This is a genomic window from Variovorax sp. YR216 (assembly GCF_900107745.1).
Taxonomy (GTDB): domain Bacteria; phylum Pseudomonadota; class Gammaproteobacteria; order Burkholderiales; family Burkholderiaceae_C; genus Variovorax.
In genome coordinates this window covers 126,470-140,950 of the sequence record NZ_FNRO01000007.1, presented here as the reverse complement: position 1 = coordinate 140,950, position 14,481 = coordinate 126,470, and the positions used below count along the sequence as shown (strand labels likewise).

Sequence of the window (14,481 nt, the reverse complement as noted above, 5' to 3'; positions counted from 1 at the left end):
GTGGGAGCGATCTGCGTACCGTTACGCCCCAATGCATCCCCCACCCCAAGGAAGAGCCGTGAACACCTCCCGCATCGCCGCCCGCGTCCGGCGAATCAAGCCGTCGCCGAGCACCTCTGCCGCCGACCGTGCCAATGAACTGCGTCGCCAGGGCAAGTCGATCGTCAACCTGGTGGTGGGCGAGCCCGACTTCGACACGCCGCAGCACATCCGCCGCGCCGCGGCCGAAGCCATGGACAAGGGCGCGACCCGCTACACGCTGATGGCCGGCACGGTCGAGCTGCGGCAGGCGATCGTCGCCAAGCTGGAGCGGGAGAACGGCCTGCGGTACGAGATGAACGAGATCATCGCCACCAGCGGCGCCAAGAGCGCGATCTACAACGCGCTCGCGGTCACGCTCGAACCCGGCGACGAGGTGATCATTCCCGCGCCCTACTGGGTGTCGTACCCGGACATGGTGCTGGCGTGCGAAGGCGCCCCGGTGACCGTCGCCTGCCCCGAAGCCAACGGTTTCAAGCTCACGCCGGCGCAGCTCGAGGCGGCGATCACGCCGCGCACGCGCTGGCTGCTCATCAATTCGCCGAGCAACCCGACCGGCGCGAGCTACACCGCCGCCGAGTACCGCGCGCTCGCCGACGTGCTCCTGCGGCACCCGGACGTGATGGTGATGACCGACGACATCTACGAGCACATCCGCTTCGACGGCCAGTCCACGCCGCACATCCTGGCGGTCGAACCCGCGCTGCGCGACCGCACGCTGGTGGTCAACGGCGTGTCGAAGACCTACGCGATGACCGGCTGGCGCATCGGCTACGCGGCCGGACCGCGGGACCTGATCGTCGCGATGGACACGCTGCTGTCGCAGTCCACCGGCAACTGCTGCTCCGTCAGCCAGGCCGCGGCGGCAGCAGCGCTCAATGGCGACCAGAGCTTTGTTTCCGAGAGCGTGGCCGTCTACAAGCAGCGGCGCGACCGGACGCTCGCGCTCATCAACGCGATTCCGGGACTCAGCTGCGCGACGCCTCCGGGCGCGTTCTATCTCTACATCAACTGTTCCGGCCTGATCGGCAAGACAACGCCCTCCGGCAAGCAGTTGAACGAAGACGGCGATGTCGTGATGTACCTGCTGGAAAGCGCAGGCGTCGCGACGGTGGCGGGCACGGCCTACGGTCTCTCGCCGTACTTCCGCCTGTCGATCGCCACCGCCATCGAAACCCTCGAGGAAGGCTGCACGCGCATCGCGCGGGCGGTCGCCGAGCTGCGCTGAACATTGAAGGAAGCACCATGCCCTACAAAGCCATCCGGAAGAACCCGTCGTCCCCCTCGGTCGACCCGAAGATCCTCGCCGCGCTGCGCGAGATCCCCGTCGCGGCGCTCAGTGACAACATGCATCGCAACATCGGTACGAGCGGGCTCCACCCGTACCACCGCCCGGTCGCACCGACCATGGCGGGCACCGCGGTCACCGCGCGCTCGCGCGGCGGCGACAACCTGACCTACCTTCGCGCCCTCGAGTTCTGCCGCCCCGGCGACGTGCTGGTGGTCGATGCGGGCGGCGACCTCAACAACGCAGTGGTCGGCGGCATCCTGTCGTTCTATGCGGCGCAGATTGGCGTGCAGGGCGTGGTGATCGACGGCGCGATCCGCGACGTCGCGGAAATCCGCGAGCGGGAGTTCCCGGTGTACGCGCGCGGCATCACGCATCGCGGCCCCTACAAGGACGGCCCCGGCGAGATCAACGTGCCGGTATCCGTGGGCGGGATGGTGGTCAATCCCGGCGACATCGTGGTCGGCGACCAGGACGGGCTGCTGGCCTTCGCGCCGGACGAAGCCGCGCTGCTGATCGAGAAGGCGCTTGCGCACCTGGCCGCCGAAGCAGAGACGATCAAGGCCATGAAGGAAGGCCGCTGGGACCGGTCCTTCATCGACGCGCTCGAGGCGCGCTGCAACAACTGATCGCTTCTGGAGACAACGTGCGCCCATCGATCCTCGTCACGCGAGCCACCTTCCCCGACATCACCGCCCGTCTTCGCGCGCATTTCGACGTGGAGGACAACCCGTCGGACACACCCTGGAGCCGCGACGAACTCAGGGGTCGCCTGCAGGGCAAACTGGGCGTCATGAGCACCGGCAGCGAGCGCATCGATGCTTCGCTGCTCGATGCCTGTCCGTCGCTCAAGGCGGTCTGCAACGTCGGCGTCGGCTACAACAACATCGATGTCGCGGCCTGCACGAGGCGCGGCGTGCTCGTGACCAACACGCCCGACGTGCTGACCGAAACCACCGCCGACTTCGGCTTCGCGCTCATGATGGCGACCGCTCGCCGGATCACCGAATCCGAGCGCTTCCTGCGCGGCGGCGGCTGGACCCGCACCGGCATCTACGACATGTTCGTCGGCAGCGACGTCTATGGCGCCACGCTCGGCATCCTCGGCATGGGCCGCATCGGGCAGGCGATCGCGCGACGCGGGGCGGCCGGCTTCGGCATGAAGGTGATCTATCACAACCGCTCGCGCCTGCCCGAAGCGCTGGAGTCCGGCTGCGGTGCGCGCTACGTCGACAAGCAGACATTGCTCAAGGAAGCCGACCACCTCGTGCTGGTGCTGCCCTACTCGCCTTCTGCGCACCACGTCATCGGCGCGGCCGAACTGTCGCTGATGAAGCCGACCGCCACGCTGACCAACATCGCGCGCGGCGGCATCGTTGACGACGCAGCATTGGCACAGGCGCTGCGCGACCGCACCATCGCCGCCGCCGGTCTCGATGTCTTCGAAGGCGAACCGGACATCCATCCGGACCTGCTCACGGTGCCGAATGTGGTGCTCACGCCGCACATTGGCAGCGCCTCGGTGCGCACGCGGCTTGCCATGGCATCGCTCACGGCCGACAACCTGATCGCCGCGCTGGGTTTCGGCACCAGTGCAGGCCGTCCGCCGACGCCGGTCAATCCCGAAGTGCTTGCGGACTGAGCCATGCCGCACAAGCTGCTCGTCATGGGTGTCGCCGGTTGCGGCAAGTCGACGGTGGCCGCGGCGCTCGCGCATGCGCTGAATGGCCTGCTCATCGAAGGCGACGACCATCACCTGCCCGAGAGCCAGGACAAGATGCGCCGCGGCATTGCGCTGAACGACAACGACAGGGAACCCTGGCTCGCGAAGCTCGGCGCGCTGCTGGCCGCCGCACCGGACCACGCGGTGCTCACCTGTTCCGCGCTCAAGCGGGACTACCGCGATCGCTTGCGCCGCACGGAGCCTTCGCTGAAGATCGTCTACCTCGAGATCAGCCGCGAGGCGTCGAAGGCACGTGTGGCCGCCCGGCCGGGGCACCTGTTCCCGGCCAGTCTGGTCGACAACCAGTTCCTGGTGCTCGAACCGCCCACCGGCGAACCCGGGGTGTTTCTCAGCAGCGCCATGGCGCCGGTGCACGCGCAGTGCGACGCGGTCCTGCGCTGGCTCGAAGAATCGGAAATCACAACCGGAACGACTGGAGACACTTTTGCAGCCCATCCTCAAGCAGTTTGACCTGACCGGTCGCACCGCCCTCATCACCGGCTCCAGCGCCGGCATCGGCTACGCCATCGCGCGCGGGCTGGCCGGTGCCGGGGCCCGCGTGATCCTCAATGCGCGCTCCGCCGACAAGCTGGAGCGCGCCGCCACGCAGCTGCGCGAGGAAGGCGCGACCGTGTTCACGTCGACCTTCGACGTGAGCGCGGGCGATGCAGTGAACGCGGCCGTCGACCGCATCGAGGCCGAGATCGGCCCGATCGACATCCTCGTCAACAACGCTGGCATGCAGCGCCGCGCGCCGCTCGACCAGTTCGAAGAAGCGCACTGGCACGAGCTGATGAAGACCAATCTCGACAGCGTCTTCCTCGTCGGCAAGGCAGTGGCACGCCACATGATCGGGCGCAAGCAAGGGAAGATCATCAACATCTGCTCGGTGCAGAGCGAGCTCGGCCGCCCCGGCATCGCGCCCTACACCGCGAGCAAGGGCGCGGTGAAGATGCTGACCAAGGGCATGGCCATCGACTGGGGTCCGCACGGCCTGCAGGTCAACGGCATCGGGCCGGGCTACTTCAAGACCGAACTGAACGATGCGCTGGTCAAGAACGCGGACTTCAGCGCCTGGCTGATCGGCCGCACGCCTTCGCGCCGCTGGGGCGATGTCGAGGAACTGATGGGCGCGGCCGTGTTCCTCGCGAGCGATGCGTCTCGCTTCGTGAATGGCCACATCCTTTACGTCGATGGCGGCGTAACAGCAACGCTCTGAACCAACGGACACGAACACTATGGAAGCCCTTGTCATTCACGCCCCCGGCGACCTGCGCGTCGAGGAAGTCCCGACGCCCGAACTCGAAGCGGGCCAGTTGCTCGTGCGCGTGCGCTGCGGCGGCATCTGCGGCTCGGACCTGCACTACTACCAGCACGGCGGATTCGGCACCGTGCGCATCCAGGAGCCGATGGTGCTCGGCCATGAAGTGGCCGGGATGATCGAAGCCGCCGGCCCGAGCACCTCCTTCAAGGCCGGCGAGCGCGTGGCGATCAGCCCGAGCCGCCCCTGCGGGCTCTGCAAGTACTGCCAGGAGGGCCTGCAGAACCACTGCCTCGACATGCGCTACTACGGCAGTGCGATGCGCACGCCGCATGTGCAGGGCGCGTTCCGCCAGCAGATCGTGGTGGAGCAATGGCAGGCGCATCGCCTCGCCGATTCGGTGAGCGACGGCGAAGGCGCAATGGCCGAGCCATTGTCGGTCGCGCTGCATGCGGTGCGACGCGCCGGGCCGCTGCTGGGCAAGCGGGTGCTCGTCACCGGCTGCGGGCCGATCGGCGCGCTCGCGATCATCGCGGCACGGCGCGCGGGCGCGTCGCACATCGTGGCGACCGACGTCGGCAACCACACGCTGGGCAAGGCGCTCAAGGTGGGTGCCGATGAAGCGATCAACGTGGCCGAGCAACCCGACGGCCTCGAACGCTTCACCGCCGACAAGGGCAGCTTCGACGTGCTGCTGGAAGCGAGCGGCAATTCGCGCGCGCTGGTCGGCGCCTTCGCGGCGCTGCGACCGCGCGGCGTCATCGTGCAGCTCGGACTGGCCGGCGGCGAGATCCAGCTGCCGATCAACACCATCGTCGCGAAGGAGTTCGACCTGCGCGGTGCCTTCCGCTTCCACGAGGAATTCGCGGTCGCGGTGGAGCTGCTGAACAAGGGGCTGGTCGACGTGAAGCCGCTGATCTCGGCGACGCTCTCCTACCGCGATTCCGCGCGCGCCTTCGCGCTGGCGGCGGACCGCTCGCAGGCGATGAAGGTGCTGCTCAGTTTCGAGTAGCGCCCTCGTTCGGGCCGCGCGGCCTCAGCCGTGCGCGAGGCCCGCGGCCTGCACGCCGGCGATGCAGATCGCTTCGTCCTCGTCGCCGGTGCCACCGCTCGCGCCCACCGCGCCGATCAGCTTGCCGGCCGCATCGCGGATCACCACCGCGCCGGTCTGCGGCAGGAACCTGCCGTCGGCGGTCGCCGCCAGCGAGACGAAGAAGTTGGGGTTGTCCTTGGCGCGCTCGGCGAGCTTGCGGCTGGCCACGCCCATGCCCACGGCGCCCCAGGCCTTGGCACGCGCGACGTCGAAGCGGAACATGCTGGCGCCGTCCTCGCTCGCGAAGGCCTTGAGGTGGCCGGCGGCATCGAGCACCGCAATGCCCATGGGCTGGTAGCCCGCTTCCTTCGACTTCTTCAATGCGGCGTCGATGATGGTCTGGGCTTGCTGCAGGGTCAGGTGGGTCATGAGTGTGTTCCTTGTCTTTCAGTTCATTGGGCGGCAGCGGGCGCGGACAACGCCTCGAAGCCGTAGCGGTTCATGCTGCCGAAGGCGGGCATGGCCGGATGCGGCACGAAGCGGGTCTGGCAGTCGATCACCGCCGGCAGGCCCGAGGCCAGCGCGCGCCGGATCGCCGGGCCCACTTCGGCCAGCGCCGTGACCCTCTCGCCGTGGCAGCCGAAGCCGCGCGCGATGGCCGCGTAGTCCGTCTCGTCGAGCGCGGTGCCCAGCTCGAAGCCGAGCGCATTGCGCTGTCCGGCGCGGATGATGCCCCAGGCCGCGTTGTTGTGCAGGATGCAGAGCACCGGAAGCCGATAGCGCCGCGCGGTGTCCAGCTCGTTGAGCGTGAAGCCGAAGGAGCCGTCGCCCGTGATGAGCGCCACCTTGCGTGCGGGGTCCTGCGCTTGCAGCGCAATCGCATAGGGAAGCCCGAATCCCAGGTGGCTCATGCCCGGCTCGTGGAAACGCGTGCGAACGTCGCGAACCGGCGTCAGGTCGTTGCTCCAGAAGGTGGTGTGGCCGCCGTCGAACACGGCCAGCGCATCCGCCGGCAGCGCTTCGCCGATGGCGCGGGCCAGTGCTGCGGGATGCATGGGCTGGCCGGGTTCGCCCTCCTCGGCGAGTTCGGCAAACCGCGCCTCATAGGCGGCGCGCGCTTGCCTCAGACTCGGTAGCCAGTCTCGATCGACGCCGCCGGCAATGTCTTCGCCGCAGAGGGCCAGCAGATCATCAAGTGCTGCGCCTGCATCGGCCTGCAGCGCCACCTCATGCAGCGCAGGCTGGCCCAGCGCAGAAGGGTCGATGTTGATGCTGATCATGTGCTGCGAGGGACGCGCGAGCGGTCCGCGGTCATCCCACATCCAGGAGGACCATCGGCACCCGACTGCAAGGACAACGTCCGCGCGCTCGAAAGCCTGGCGCACCGGTTGACCGGCGATCAGACCCCCGTGGCCGATGAAATGCGGGCTGTCCGATGCAACGACGCCCAACGCCATCTGCGTCGGCAGCACGGGTGCATCCCACCGCTGCGCAAGTGCGCGCAACTGCGCGGTCGCACCGCTGGCGACCACGCCGCCACCGGCCACGATCAGCGGCCGCCGGGCCGCTCGCATGAGCGCCGCGGCGCGTGCAAGGTCATCGGCATCAGGGCGGATGCGACCCAGCGCGCGATAGCGAGAAGGCGGAAGTTCGAGTTCCGATTCATCGATCCGGCAAGGCTGGCTGAGCACGTCCTGCGGAACATCCAGATGCACCGGGCCGGGCCGTCCGCTCAGCGCTTCGCGGAATGCGCGGCGCACCAGCTCTGGCAGGCGCCGCGCGTCGTGGACCACCGCGTTCCACTTGGTGATGGGCCGGGTCACGGCCACGGTGTCGAGATCCATGAACATGCCGCTGTGCGGATAGCTCGCGGCACGATGCTGGTTGGTGGTGATGGCCACCAGCGGCAGGTTGTTGCCGAAGGCGACGCCGAGCCCCGACGCGAGGTTGAGTCCGCCCGGCCCCATCTCGCCCAGCGCGACTGCGATCTGCCCGGTGCCGGCGTAGGTCGCGGCGGCCATCATCGGCCCCGCGGCCTCGTGCCGCACGCCCAGGAACCGAAGCTGCTCGTGCTGCGAGATCGCATGCAGCAAGGGGCCGAGCTTGCCGCCGACGATGCCGTAGATGTCGCGGACCTTCTCCGCCAGAAGGAGCCGCGTGAGAACCTGCGCGCCATTCAGTTGCACGACTGCCACCGTCAATCCTCCGCCGTGAAGTTGGCTGCCTTCACGATGGGCGCCCAGCGCTGCTGGTCGGCGCGCACCATGCGGGCGAATTCCTCGGGACTCTGGTGCATCGGCTGCAGGCCGACCTTGGCCAGCGACTCGATGAACTCGGGCGACTGCAGGCCCTCGCGCACCAGTGCGTTGAGTTGCTGCACGATGTCCGGCGAGGTGCGCGCTGGCAGGAACCACCCGAGCCACTCCTGCACCACGAGGTCACTGAAGCCCTGCTCGGCGAAGGTGGGCACGTCGGGCAGGAAGGGCGAGCGCTGCGCGCTCGACACCGCCAGGCCGCGCAGCTTGCCGGCGCGGATGTACGGCATCACCTCGCCGAGCACGCTCACGCTCACCGGCACCTGGCCGCCCAGCACATCGTTGAGCAGCGGCGCGCCGCCGCGATAGGCCACCGCGGTGAGCTGCGTGCCGCTGGCCTTCTGCAGCATCATCCCGACGAAATGCAGCGCGGAGCCCGCGGCGGGCACGCCGTAGTTGGCCTGTCCGGGATTGGCCTTGGCCCACTTCAGGTAGTCGCCCACCGTCTTCATCTCGGCCGGCAGGCCCGGCCCGGCGGTGAGCACGAAGGCGTAGTTGGCGGTGGTGGTCACCGGCGCGAAATCGGTCAGCGGGTCGTAGTTGAGCTTGCGGTAAGTGCTGGGGTAGAGCGTCATCGGCGAGCTCGGGATCTGCAGGATGGTCAGCCCGTCCGGCGCGGCGCGCTTGACGTATTCCACTGCGATGCGGCCACCGGCGCCGGTCTTCGCATCGACCAGCACGCTGGTGGCGTAGCGGCCGCGCAGCTTTTCCGCGAGTGGGCGCGCCACGTTGTCGCCCATGCCGCCCGCGGGAAAGCCCGAGATGATCGATGCATTGCCGTTGAGCTGGGCGAAGGCCCGGCTCATCGGCGCGAGCGCGGCCAGCGCGCCGCCGGCCTGGAGAAGGTGAAGGAAGTGTCTGCGGTCCATGGCTTGTCTCCTGGGCGTGCGTGCCCTTGTTGTCTTTGCCTGGATGGTCGGCCCACCGGGGGCTGCTGCGAATGGACAAATCGCGCCGGGGCGGGTAGTTTTCCGGCCTCGATTGCATTCATCCTGCCGTGAAGCCTGCCGCCGCCCCCCTGCTCCTCGTTCCATTCCGGGAAGTCCGGCACGAACAGCCCGACGATTGCCTGCACTACGAGCCCGTTGCCGTGCGCGGTCAGGAAATGGACTGGACGATTCCGGCGCATCGCCACGAGGGCCTGCACCAGATCCAGTTCCTCGAACGCGGGCACATCAGCGGCACGGTGGACGGCCGCGCGGTCGATGCGCAGGCGCCGGCCATTCTGCTGATCGCGCCCGGTTCGGTGCACGGCTTCCGCCACACGCGCGACACCATGGGCCACCAGGTGACCATTCCCAGCGCGACTTTGCAGCAACTGCTCTCGGGCACGCGCCTCGCCGATACGGGCCTCGCCGGCTCGTTCGTGCTGACCGGCCTGGCGGACGAGGCGCGCGACGAATGCGCATCGCTCTTCGAGAAGCTCGCGCGCGAGTTCCGCGGCCACGGCACCGGCCGCGTGCCCGCGTTGCTGGCCCTCGCCACGCTGCTGGCGGTGCTGCTCCTGCGCCTGCATGGCGAGCACGTCCAGAAGACGCAGCTCCCCGGCGCCCGCGACGCGTTGGTGCAGCGCTATCTCGCCCTTGCCGAGAAGCACTTCCGCGAACACCGCGGCCTGCCGTTCTACGCCGAGGCCCTGGGCGTGACGCCCGACCACCTGAGCCGTACCTGCCGCAACGTGACGCGACAGTCGGCCCTTCAGTTGCTGCACGAGCGCCTGATGCTGGAGGCGCGAAGGCTGCTGGCCTACACGCCGATGTCGGTGCTGGAAGTGGCCGCCGCGATCGGCTATCAGGACCCGGCCTACTTCAGCAAGTTCTTCACGCGCGCGATGGGGTGCTCGCCTTCTCAGTACCGCGCCCAGGCGGCACAGGGCGTCAAGGCGCCTCGCTAGACGGCCAGGCCTCAAGTGTCGCTGGCAAGGTCGAGCGCGCGCTCGATGCCGGCCTTGAGCGCCAGAAGGCGCGTCGCGAGTTCGCGAACCGTCTCGTCGAAGGGATCGAGCGTCGACACGCTCACGTTGAGCGCATAGTGCGCGCCGTGCACGACCAGTGAAGTGGCAACCGCCACGACTTCGGCCTGCCACGATGCGGCGCAGTAGCCCGATTCCTCCATGCAGCGCAATGAGGCTTCGATCTCCGGACCCAGCGTTCTCCATTGCGTGCGGCGCAAGCGCCTGAAGTGGCCGAGCAGTGCCTTGCGCCGCGGCTCGGGTGCGCTGTAAAGATAGGCTCGCCCCAGTGAAGTCAATTCCATCGGGACACGCTGACCCGACACGACGGAACGCAGCGAAGGCCGGCGGTTGTAGCGGATGGACTCGAGATAGACCATCTCGTCCCGGTCCGGCGCTGCGAGCCCCACGTTGATCTTGTTCGCCTCTGCAGTGGCGCGCATCAGCGGCGAGGCGATCGAAAGCACCGCCGAGCCCGAGCGCATCGAGTGCGCGAGGCTCAGCACCCCAGGCGCAAGCCGATAGGCACGCGTGGGCGGATCGGGCTGGAGCATGCCGATACCCACCAGCGTCTGCGTCAGGCGGGTGACCGTGGCCTTCGGCAGGCCGGTGCGCTCGGCCAGTTCGGCATTGCCCAACAACGCGGCGCCTGGCCGGAAGGCGCGAAGGATCTCGATGCCGCGCTCCAGCGAGCGATTGGCGGCTGAAAGCCCCGGCTTCTCGACGTCGAGCACGCGGCCGGCGCTTCGCTGCGCGGAAGAGTCACCGACGTTCTGGTTCATGCGCGGCAGTGTAGCGGCCTCGGCATCGAATTCCACTGCATGGAATTTGGCGGGTGCCAATCGCGACCCGGGGTTCTAAGCTTTCCCCCATGCAGCGCGGCACCCGAAGCCGCCCATCAACCCAAGCCTTTCGAGGCAGGAGACACGCATGACCTTCCGCTTTTCATCCTTGCGCGCGCGACTCGGCGCCGGGCTGGCCGTCGCCACGCTCGCCGCGAGTTCCGCATTGGCCGCCTACCCCGACAGGCCGATCCGCATGATCGTGCCCTTCGCACCCGGCGGCGGCACCGACAGCATCGCGCGGACCCTGGGCGCCGGCATGTCGCAGACGCTCGGACAACCGGTGATCGTGGACAACAGGCCTGGTGCCGGCACCATCATCGGCACGGACCTCGTGGCCAAGAGCACCCCAGATGGCTACACCGTGGTCGTGGCGACTTTCGCGCATGCGGTCAATCCCAGCCTGATGGCGAAGCTGCCCTATGACACCGACAAGGCCTTCGCGCCGATCGCGCTTCTTGCGCGCGGGCCCAACGTCCTGGTGGTCTGCGCGGACAGCCCCTACAAGTCGGTTCAGGACGTGCTGGACGCCGCACGCGCCCATCCGGGCAAGCTGACCTTCGCCTCGCAGGGCAACGGCACCTCGGCCCATCTCGCGGGCGAGATGTTCAACAACCTGGGCAAGGTCCAGACGACGCACGTGCCGTACAAGGGCGCGGGCCCGGCGATGACGGACCTGCTGGGCGGACAGGTGGACATGATGTTCGCCACCGCGGCGGCGGCCGCGCCGATGGTCGCCAGCGGCAAGCTCCGCGCTCTGGGCGTGACCACGCCCAAGCGCTCGCCCGCGATGAAGGACGTCCCCGCAATCGCCGAGAGCGTGCCCGACTACTCGATGGAAAGCTGGTACGGCATCTTCGCGCCGGCCGGAACACCCGCGGACGTCGTCGCCAAGCTGAATGCGGCGGCGAACAAGGCCACCGGGAACGCCGAGTTCCGCAAGCGGCTCGAGCCGGAAGGACTCAGCGTATCGACCGGTGCACCGGCCGAACTCGATGCCTACGTGCGCGGCGAAGAAGCCCGCTGGCGCAAGGTCATCAAGGAAAACAACGTGAAGCTCGACTGAGCCGTCGCCAGCCCCACCTCGGAACCACACCATGAGCACTTCCCTGATCCAACTGCAGATCGAAGGCGGCATCGCCACCCTCACTTTCAACCGTCCGGACAAACGCAACGCGATGAGCGACGACATGCGCACCGAGTTCATCCACGCGCTGGAGCGCGTGGCAGCCGACAAGGCCATCCGCGCCCTCGTGCTGACCGGCGCAGGCAAGGGCTTCTGCGCGGGCGGCGACGTCGCCGGCATGGAGAAGCGCATGAACGCACCGGCCGGCGAGATCGCTTTCAACGGCTGGCACCGTCAGCAGCGCGTCCACTACACGCAGGCGCTCCTGCACACCATGCCCAAGCCCGTCATCGCGGCGGTCAACGGTGCGGCCTCGGGCCTGGGCGCGGATACGGCGCTCGCATGCGACTTCATCATCGCAAGCGAATGGGCCAGCTTCACCTGGTCGTACATCCACCGCGGCATCGTTCCGGATGGCGGCGGCATGTACTTCCTGCCTCGGCGCATCGGCCTGCCGCGCGCCAAGGAACTGATCTTCACCGGCCGCAAGGTGGCGGTGGACGAAGCGCTCGCGCTGGGCATCGTCGATCGCAGGACGAGCGCGGACCGTCTGCTGGCCGACGCGCAGGAGTGGGCCCGTGCGCTGAGCCAGGGGTCGGCAACGGCGCTCGCGCTGGGCAAGCGCATCCTGGACCAAAGCTTCGAACTGTCGGCCGAACAGGTCTTCGCGCAGGGCAGCCAGGCACAGGGCATCTGCTACACGAGCACCGAGCATCGCGAATCGGTGATGGCATTCCTAGGAGCGCGGGCATGAACGCGATCACCCGGCTTCTCAAGCCACGCAGCGTGGCGGTCATTGGTGCCTCGGCGGATCCGGCGAAGACAGCGGGCCGGCCTGTGTCCTACCTGCTGAAGCATGACTTCGGTGGTGCGATCTACCCGGTCAATCCGAAGGTCCCGCAGATCGGCGGCCTGACCTGCTACCCGAACGTGGCCTCGCTGCCCGAAACACCCGACGTGGGCATCGTGCTGCTGGGCGCCGAACGCGCACACCTGGCCGTGCGCGAGCTCGCGGCCCGCGGTACGGCAGCAGCCATCGTGCTGGCGAGCGGCTATGCCGAAACCGGGGAGCACGGCGTGCGCCGGCAGAAGGAACTGATCGACGCCGCGGGCGCGATGCGCATCCTCGGCCCCAACACCATCGGGCTGGTCAACCTCACGGACAACATCGTGCTTTCCGCGAGCGGCGCGCTCGAGATGGACGACTTTCCCAAGGGTGCGATCGGCGTGGTGTCGCAAAGCGGCGGCATCCTCGGCTCGTTGCTGTCGCGGGCCGCGGCGCGCGGCATTGGGCTTTCGAAGCTCGTCTCCACGAGCAACGAAGTGGATCTCGAACTCGCGGACTTCATCGACGCGCTGGTCGATGACGAAGCAACGCGGGTCATCGCGCTCTACGTGGAAGCCATACGCAACCCCGAGAAGTTCCGGACCGCGGCGCTGAAGGCCGCGCGCGCGGGCAAGCCGATCGTCGCATTCAAGATCGGGCGCTCGGAGGCCGGCGCGAAGGCGGCCGTCTCGCACACGGGCGCGCTGGCCGGCACCGATCGGATGTACGACGCACTGTTCCGCCAGACCGGCGTCATCCGCGCCCAGGCCTTCGGCGACCTCCTGGACATTCCCGCCGCGCTGGCGACGGGGCGCCACTTGCGCGGCCGTCGCGTGGCGGTGCTGACCTCGACGGGCGGCGCCGGAACGCTGGTCTCGGACAGCCTTGGCATGTCGGGCTTCGAGACGCCCGCACCCGATGCAGACACCGCCGCCGCGCTGCGCGCCCTGCAAACCGGCGACCACGCCGCGCTCGACCGCAATCCGATCGACGTCACCCTGGCGGGCCTGCAGCCGGACCTGCTGCGCGGCGCCATCGAGGCATTGCTCGCGAGTCCCAGCTACGACGCACTCGCGATCATCATCGGCTCCTCCGGCCTCGCGATGCCGGAACTCATGGCCGATGCGATCCGGGACTGCCTTCCGCTCTCCGACAAACCGGTCGTCGCCTACGTGAGTCCGCATGCGCCGGAAGTGGCGGCCTTGCTGACCCGGCGTGGCGTGCCGGCATTCGCCGCAGCGGAAAGCTGCACGGCCGCGCTCGACGGCTTGCTGCGCGCCAGCCGTTGGAGCGAACCTGCGACGCAGGCGCCGCCCGCCAATGTGCCGATGGATGACCTCCCGTCGGGTTCGCTGGACGAGGCACAGGCCAAGCAATTGTTCGCGCGCTTCGGCGTGCGCTCCGTGCGCGAGATCGTTGTGCAGACGCCTGAAGAAGCACAGCGCGCCGCGCAAACGCTCGGTGGTCGCGTGGTGCTGAAGATCCTGTCGGGCGAGATCACGCACAAGAGCGATGTCGGCGGCGTGGCCGTGAACCTGACGCCGGATCTCGTGGGAACGCGGATGACCGCGATGGCCGACGAAGTCGAAACCAGAACGCGCGTGCGCCCCCGGGGCTTTCTCGTGCAGGAGATGGTCATGGGCGGCACCGAGCTCATCCTCGGCATGCACCGCGACCCGCTCGGCACCGCCATCCTGCTGGGCATGGGCGGCATCACCGCCGAACTCTTCAAGGACACCACCATGCGGTTGCTTCCGCCGCAAGGCGGCCTCTGTCGCGAAGAAGCCTTGGGCATGGCGCGCGAGCTCGCGACCTGGCCGCTGCTCGACGGCTTCCGCGGCCGGCCCAAGGCCGATGTCGACGCACTGGTCGACGCGATCGTGGCGTTCTCCGGGATGGTCGCGCAGTTCGGCGATCGCGTCCTGGAGGCAGAGATCAACCCGGTCTTCGTGCTGCCCCAAGGACAGGGCGTGCGGGCCGCGGACGGCGTTGTCGTGCTGCGCTGATCGGCCCCGCGTGCCCGTGTAGGCCAGATGCTTCATGAAGAAGCGGCTGTCGCTGGCATGGCGGCGGCGAT

General features: G+C 68.5%; 14 protein-coding genes. 10 read left to right on the top strand and 4 right to left on the bottom strand.

Annotation, left to right across the window (positions count from 1 at the left end; all coding sequences use genetic code 11):
* The first annotated feature begins 58 nt into the window (after positions 1-58).
* Genes BLW05_RS19575 through BLW05_RS19550 form a run of 6 tightly spaced genes read left to right on the top strand, consistent with a single transcriptional unit; the run spans position 59 to position 5,323 of the window.
* Positions 59-1,267, top strand: coding sequence for an aspartate transaminase (locus BLW05_RS19575; RefSeq protein WP_093165181.1), 1,209 nt, complete (start codon positions 59-61; stop codon positions 1,265-1,267).
* Between the two features lie 17 nt (positions 1,268-1,284).
* On the top strand, positions 1,285-1,956 hold the full coding sequence (locus BLW05_RS19570; protein ID WP_093165180.1) for an RraA family protein: 672 nt from the start codon (positions 1,285-1,287) through the stop codon (positions 1,954-1,956).
* A gap of 17 nt (positions 1,957-1,973) precedes the next feature.
* Positions 1,974-2,969: a 2-hydroxyacid dehydrogenase gene (locus BLW05_RS19565; RefSeq protein ID WP_093165178.1), complete on the top strand. Its 996-nt coding sequence runs from the start codon at positions 1,974-1,976 to the stop codon at positions 2,967-2,969.
* A 3-nt stretch (positions 2,970-2,972) separates the two neighbouring features.
* Positions 2,973-3,521: a gluconokinase gene (locus BLW05_RS19560; protein WP_256330397.1), complete on the top strand. Its 549-nt coding sequence runs from the start codon at positions 2,973-2,975 to the stop codon at positions 3,519-3,521.
* Positions 3,496-4,269 carry a glucose 1-dehydrogenase gene (locus BLW05_RS19555; RefSeq protein ID WP_093165176.1) on the top strand — a complete coding sequence of 258 codons (774 nt, stop codon included), beginning with the start codon at positions 3,496-3,498 and terminating at the stop codon, positions 4,267-4,269. The genes BLW05_RS19560 and BLW05_RS19555 overlap by 26 nt, the downstream gene beginning before the upstream one ends.
* A 19-nt stretch (positions 4,270-4,288) precedes the next feature.
* Positions 4,289-5,323, top strand: coding sequence for an L-idonate 5-dehydrogenase (locus BLW05_RS19550; RefSeq protein WP_093165175.1), 1,035 nt, complete (start codon positions 4,289-4,291; stop codon positions 5,321-5,323).
* A gap of 24 nt (positions 5,324-5,347) precedes the next feature.
* On the opposite strand, the gene BLW05_RS19545 is transcribed toward BLW05_RS19550, so the two are convergent.
* Genes BLW05_RS19545 through BLW05_RS19535 form a run of 3 tightly spaced genes read right to left on the bottom strand, consistent with a single transcriptional unit; the run spans position 5,348 to position 8,528 of the window.
* Complete coding sequence (locus BLW05_RS19545) at positions 5,348-5,773, bottom strand: GlcG/HbpS family heme-binding protein (RefSeq protein ID WP_093165173.1); 426 nt, start codon at positions 5,771-5,773, stop codon at positions 5,348-5,350.
* Between the two features lie 23 nt (positions 5,774-5,796).
* Positions 5,797-7,539: a thiamine pyrophosphate-binding protein gene (locus BLW05_RS19540; RefSeq protein ID WP_256330396.1), complete on the bottom strand. Its 1,743-nt coding sequence runs from the start codon at positions 7,537-7,539 to the stop codon at positions 5,797-5,799.
* Positions 7,540-7,541: 2 nt separating this feature from the next.
* A complete protein-coding gene (locus tag BLW05_RS19535) occupies positions 7,542-8,528 on the bottom strand; it encodes a Bug family tripartite tricarboxylate transporter substrate binding protein (protein ID WP_177142730.1) in 987 nt (328 codons plus the stop codon).
* 128 nt (positions 8,529-8,656) lie between these two features.
* On the opposite strand from BLW05_RS19535, the gene BLW05_RS19530 reads away from it, so the two are divergent.
* Positions 8,657-9,553: a helix-turn-helix domain-containing protein gene (locus BLW05_RS19530; protein ID WP_143044863.1), complete on the top strand. Its 897-nt coding sequence runs from the start codon at positions 8,657-8,659 to the stop codon at positions 9,551-9,553.
* 11 nt (positions 9,554-9,564) lie between these two features.
* On the opposite strand, the gene BLW05_RS19525 is transcribed toward BLW05_RS19530, so the two are convergent.
* Positions 9,565-10,392: an IclR family transcriptional regulator gene (locus tag BLW05_RS19525; RefSeq protein WP_093165336.1), complete on the bottom strand. Its 828-nt coding sequence runs from the start codon at positions 10,390-10,392 to the stop codon at positions 9,565-9,567.
* A gap of 148 nt (positions 10,393-10,540) precedes the next feature.
* Between BLW05_RS19525 and BLW05_RS19520 the strand changes: the two genes are divergently transcribed.
* Genes BLW05_RS19520 through BLW05_RS19510 form a run of 3 tightly spaced genes read left to right on the top strand, consistent with a single transcriptional unit; the run spans position 10,541 to position 14,410 of the window.
* Positions 10,541-11,518, top strand: a complete 978-nt coding sequence (locus BLW05_RS19520) for a tripartite tricarboxylate transporter substrate binding protein (protein WP_093165171.1) — start codon at positions 10,541-10,543, stop codon at positions 11,516-11,518.
* Between the two features lie 31 nt (positions 11,519-11,549).
* Positions 11,550-12,332 (top strand): enoyl-CoA hydratase/isomerase family protein, encoded by a 783-nt coding sequence (locus BLW05_RS19515; RefSeq protein WP_093165170.1) that lies wholly within the window; start codon positions 11,550-11,552, stop codon positions 12,330-12,332.
* Entirely contained in the window at positions 12,329-14,410 is a 2,082-nt protein-coding gene (locus tag BLW05_RS19510; RefSeq protein WP_093165169.1) for an acetate--CoA ligase family protein, read from the top strand. The genes BLW05_RS19515 and BLW05_RS19510 overlap by 4 nt, the downstream gene beginning before the upstream one ends.
* Positions 14,411-14,481 lie beyond the last annotated feature (71 nt).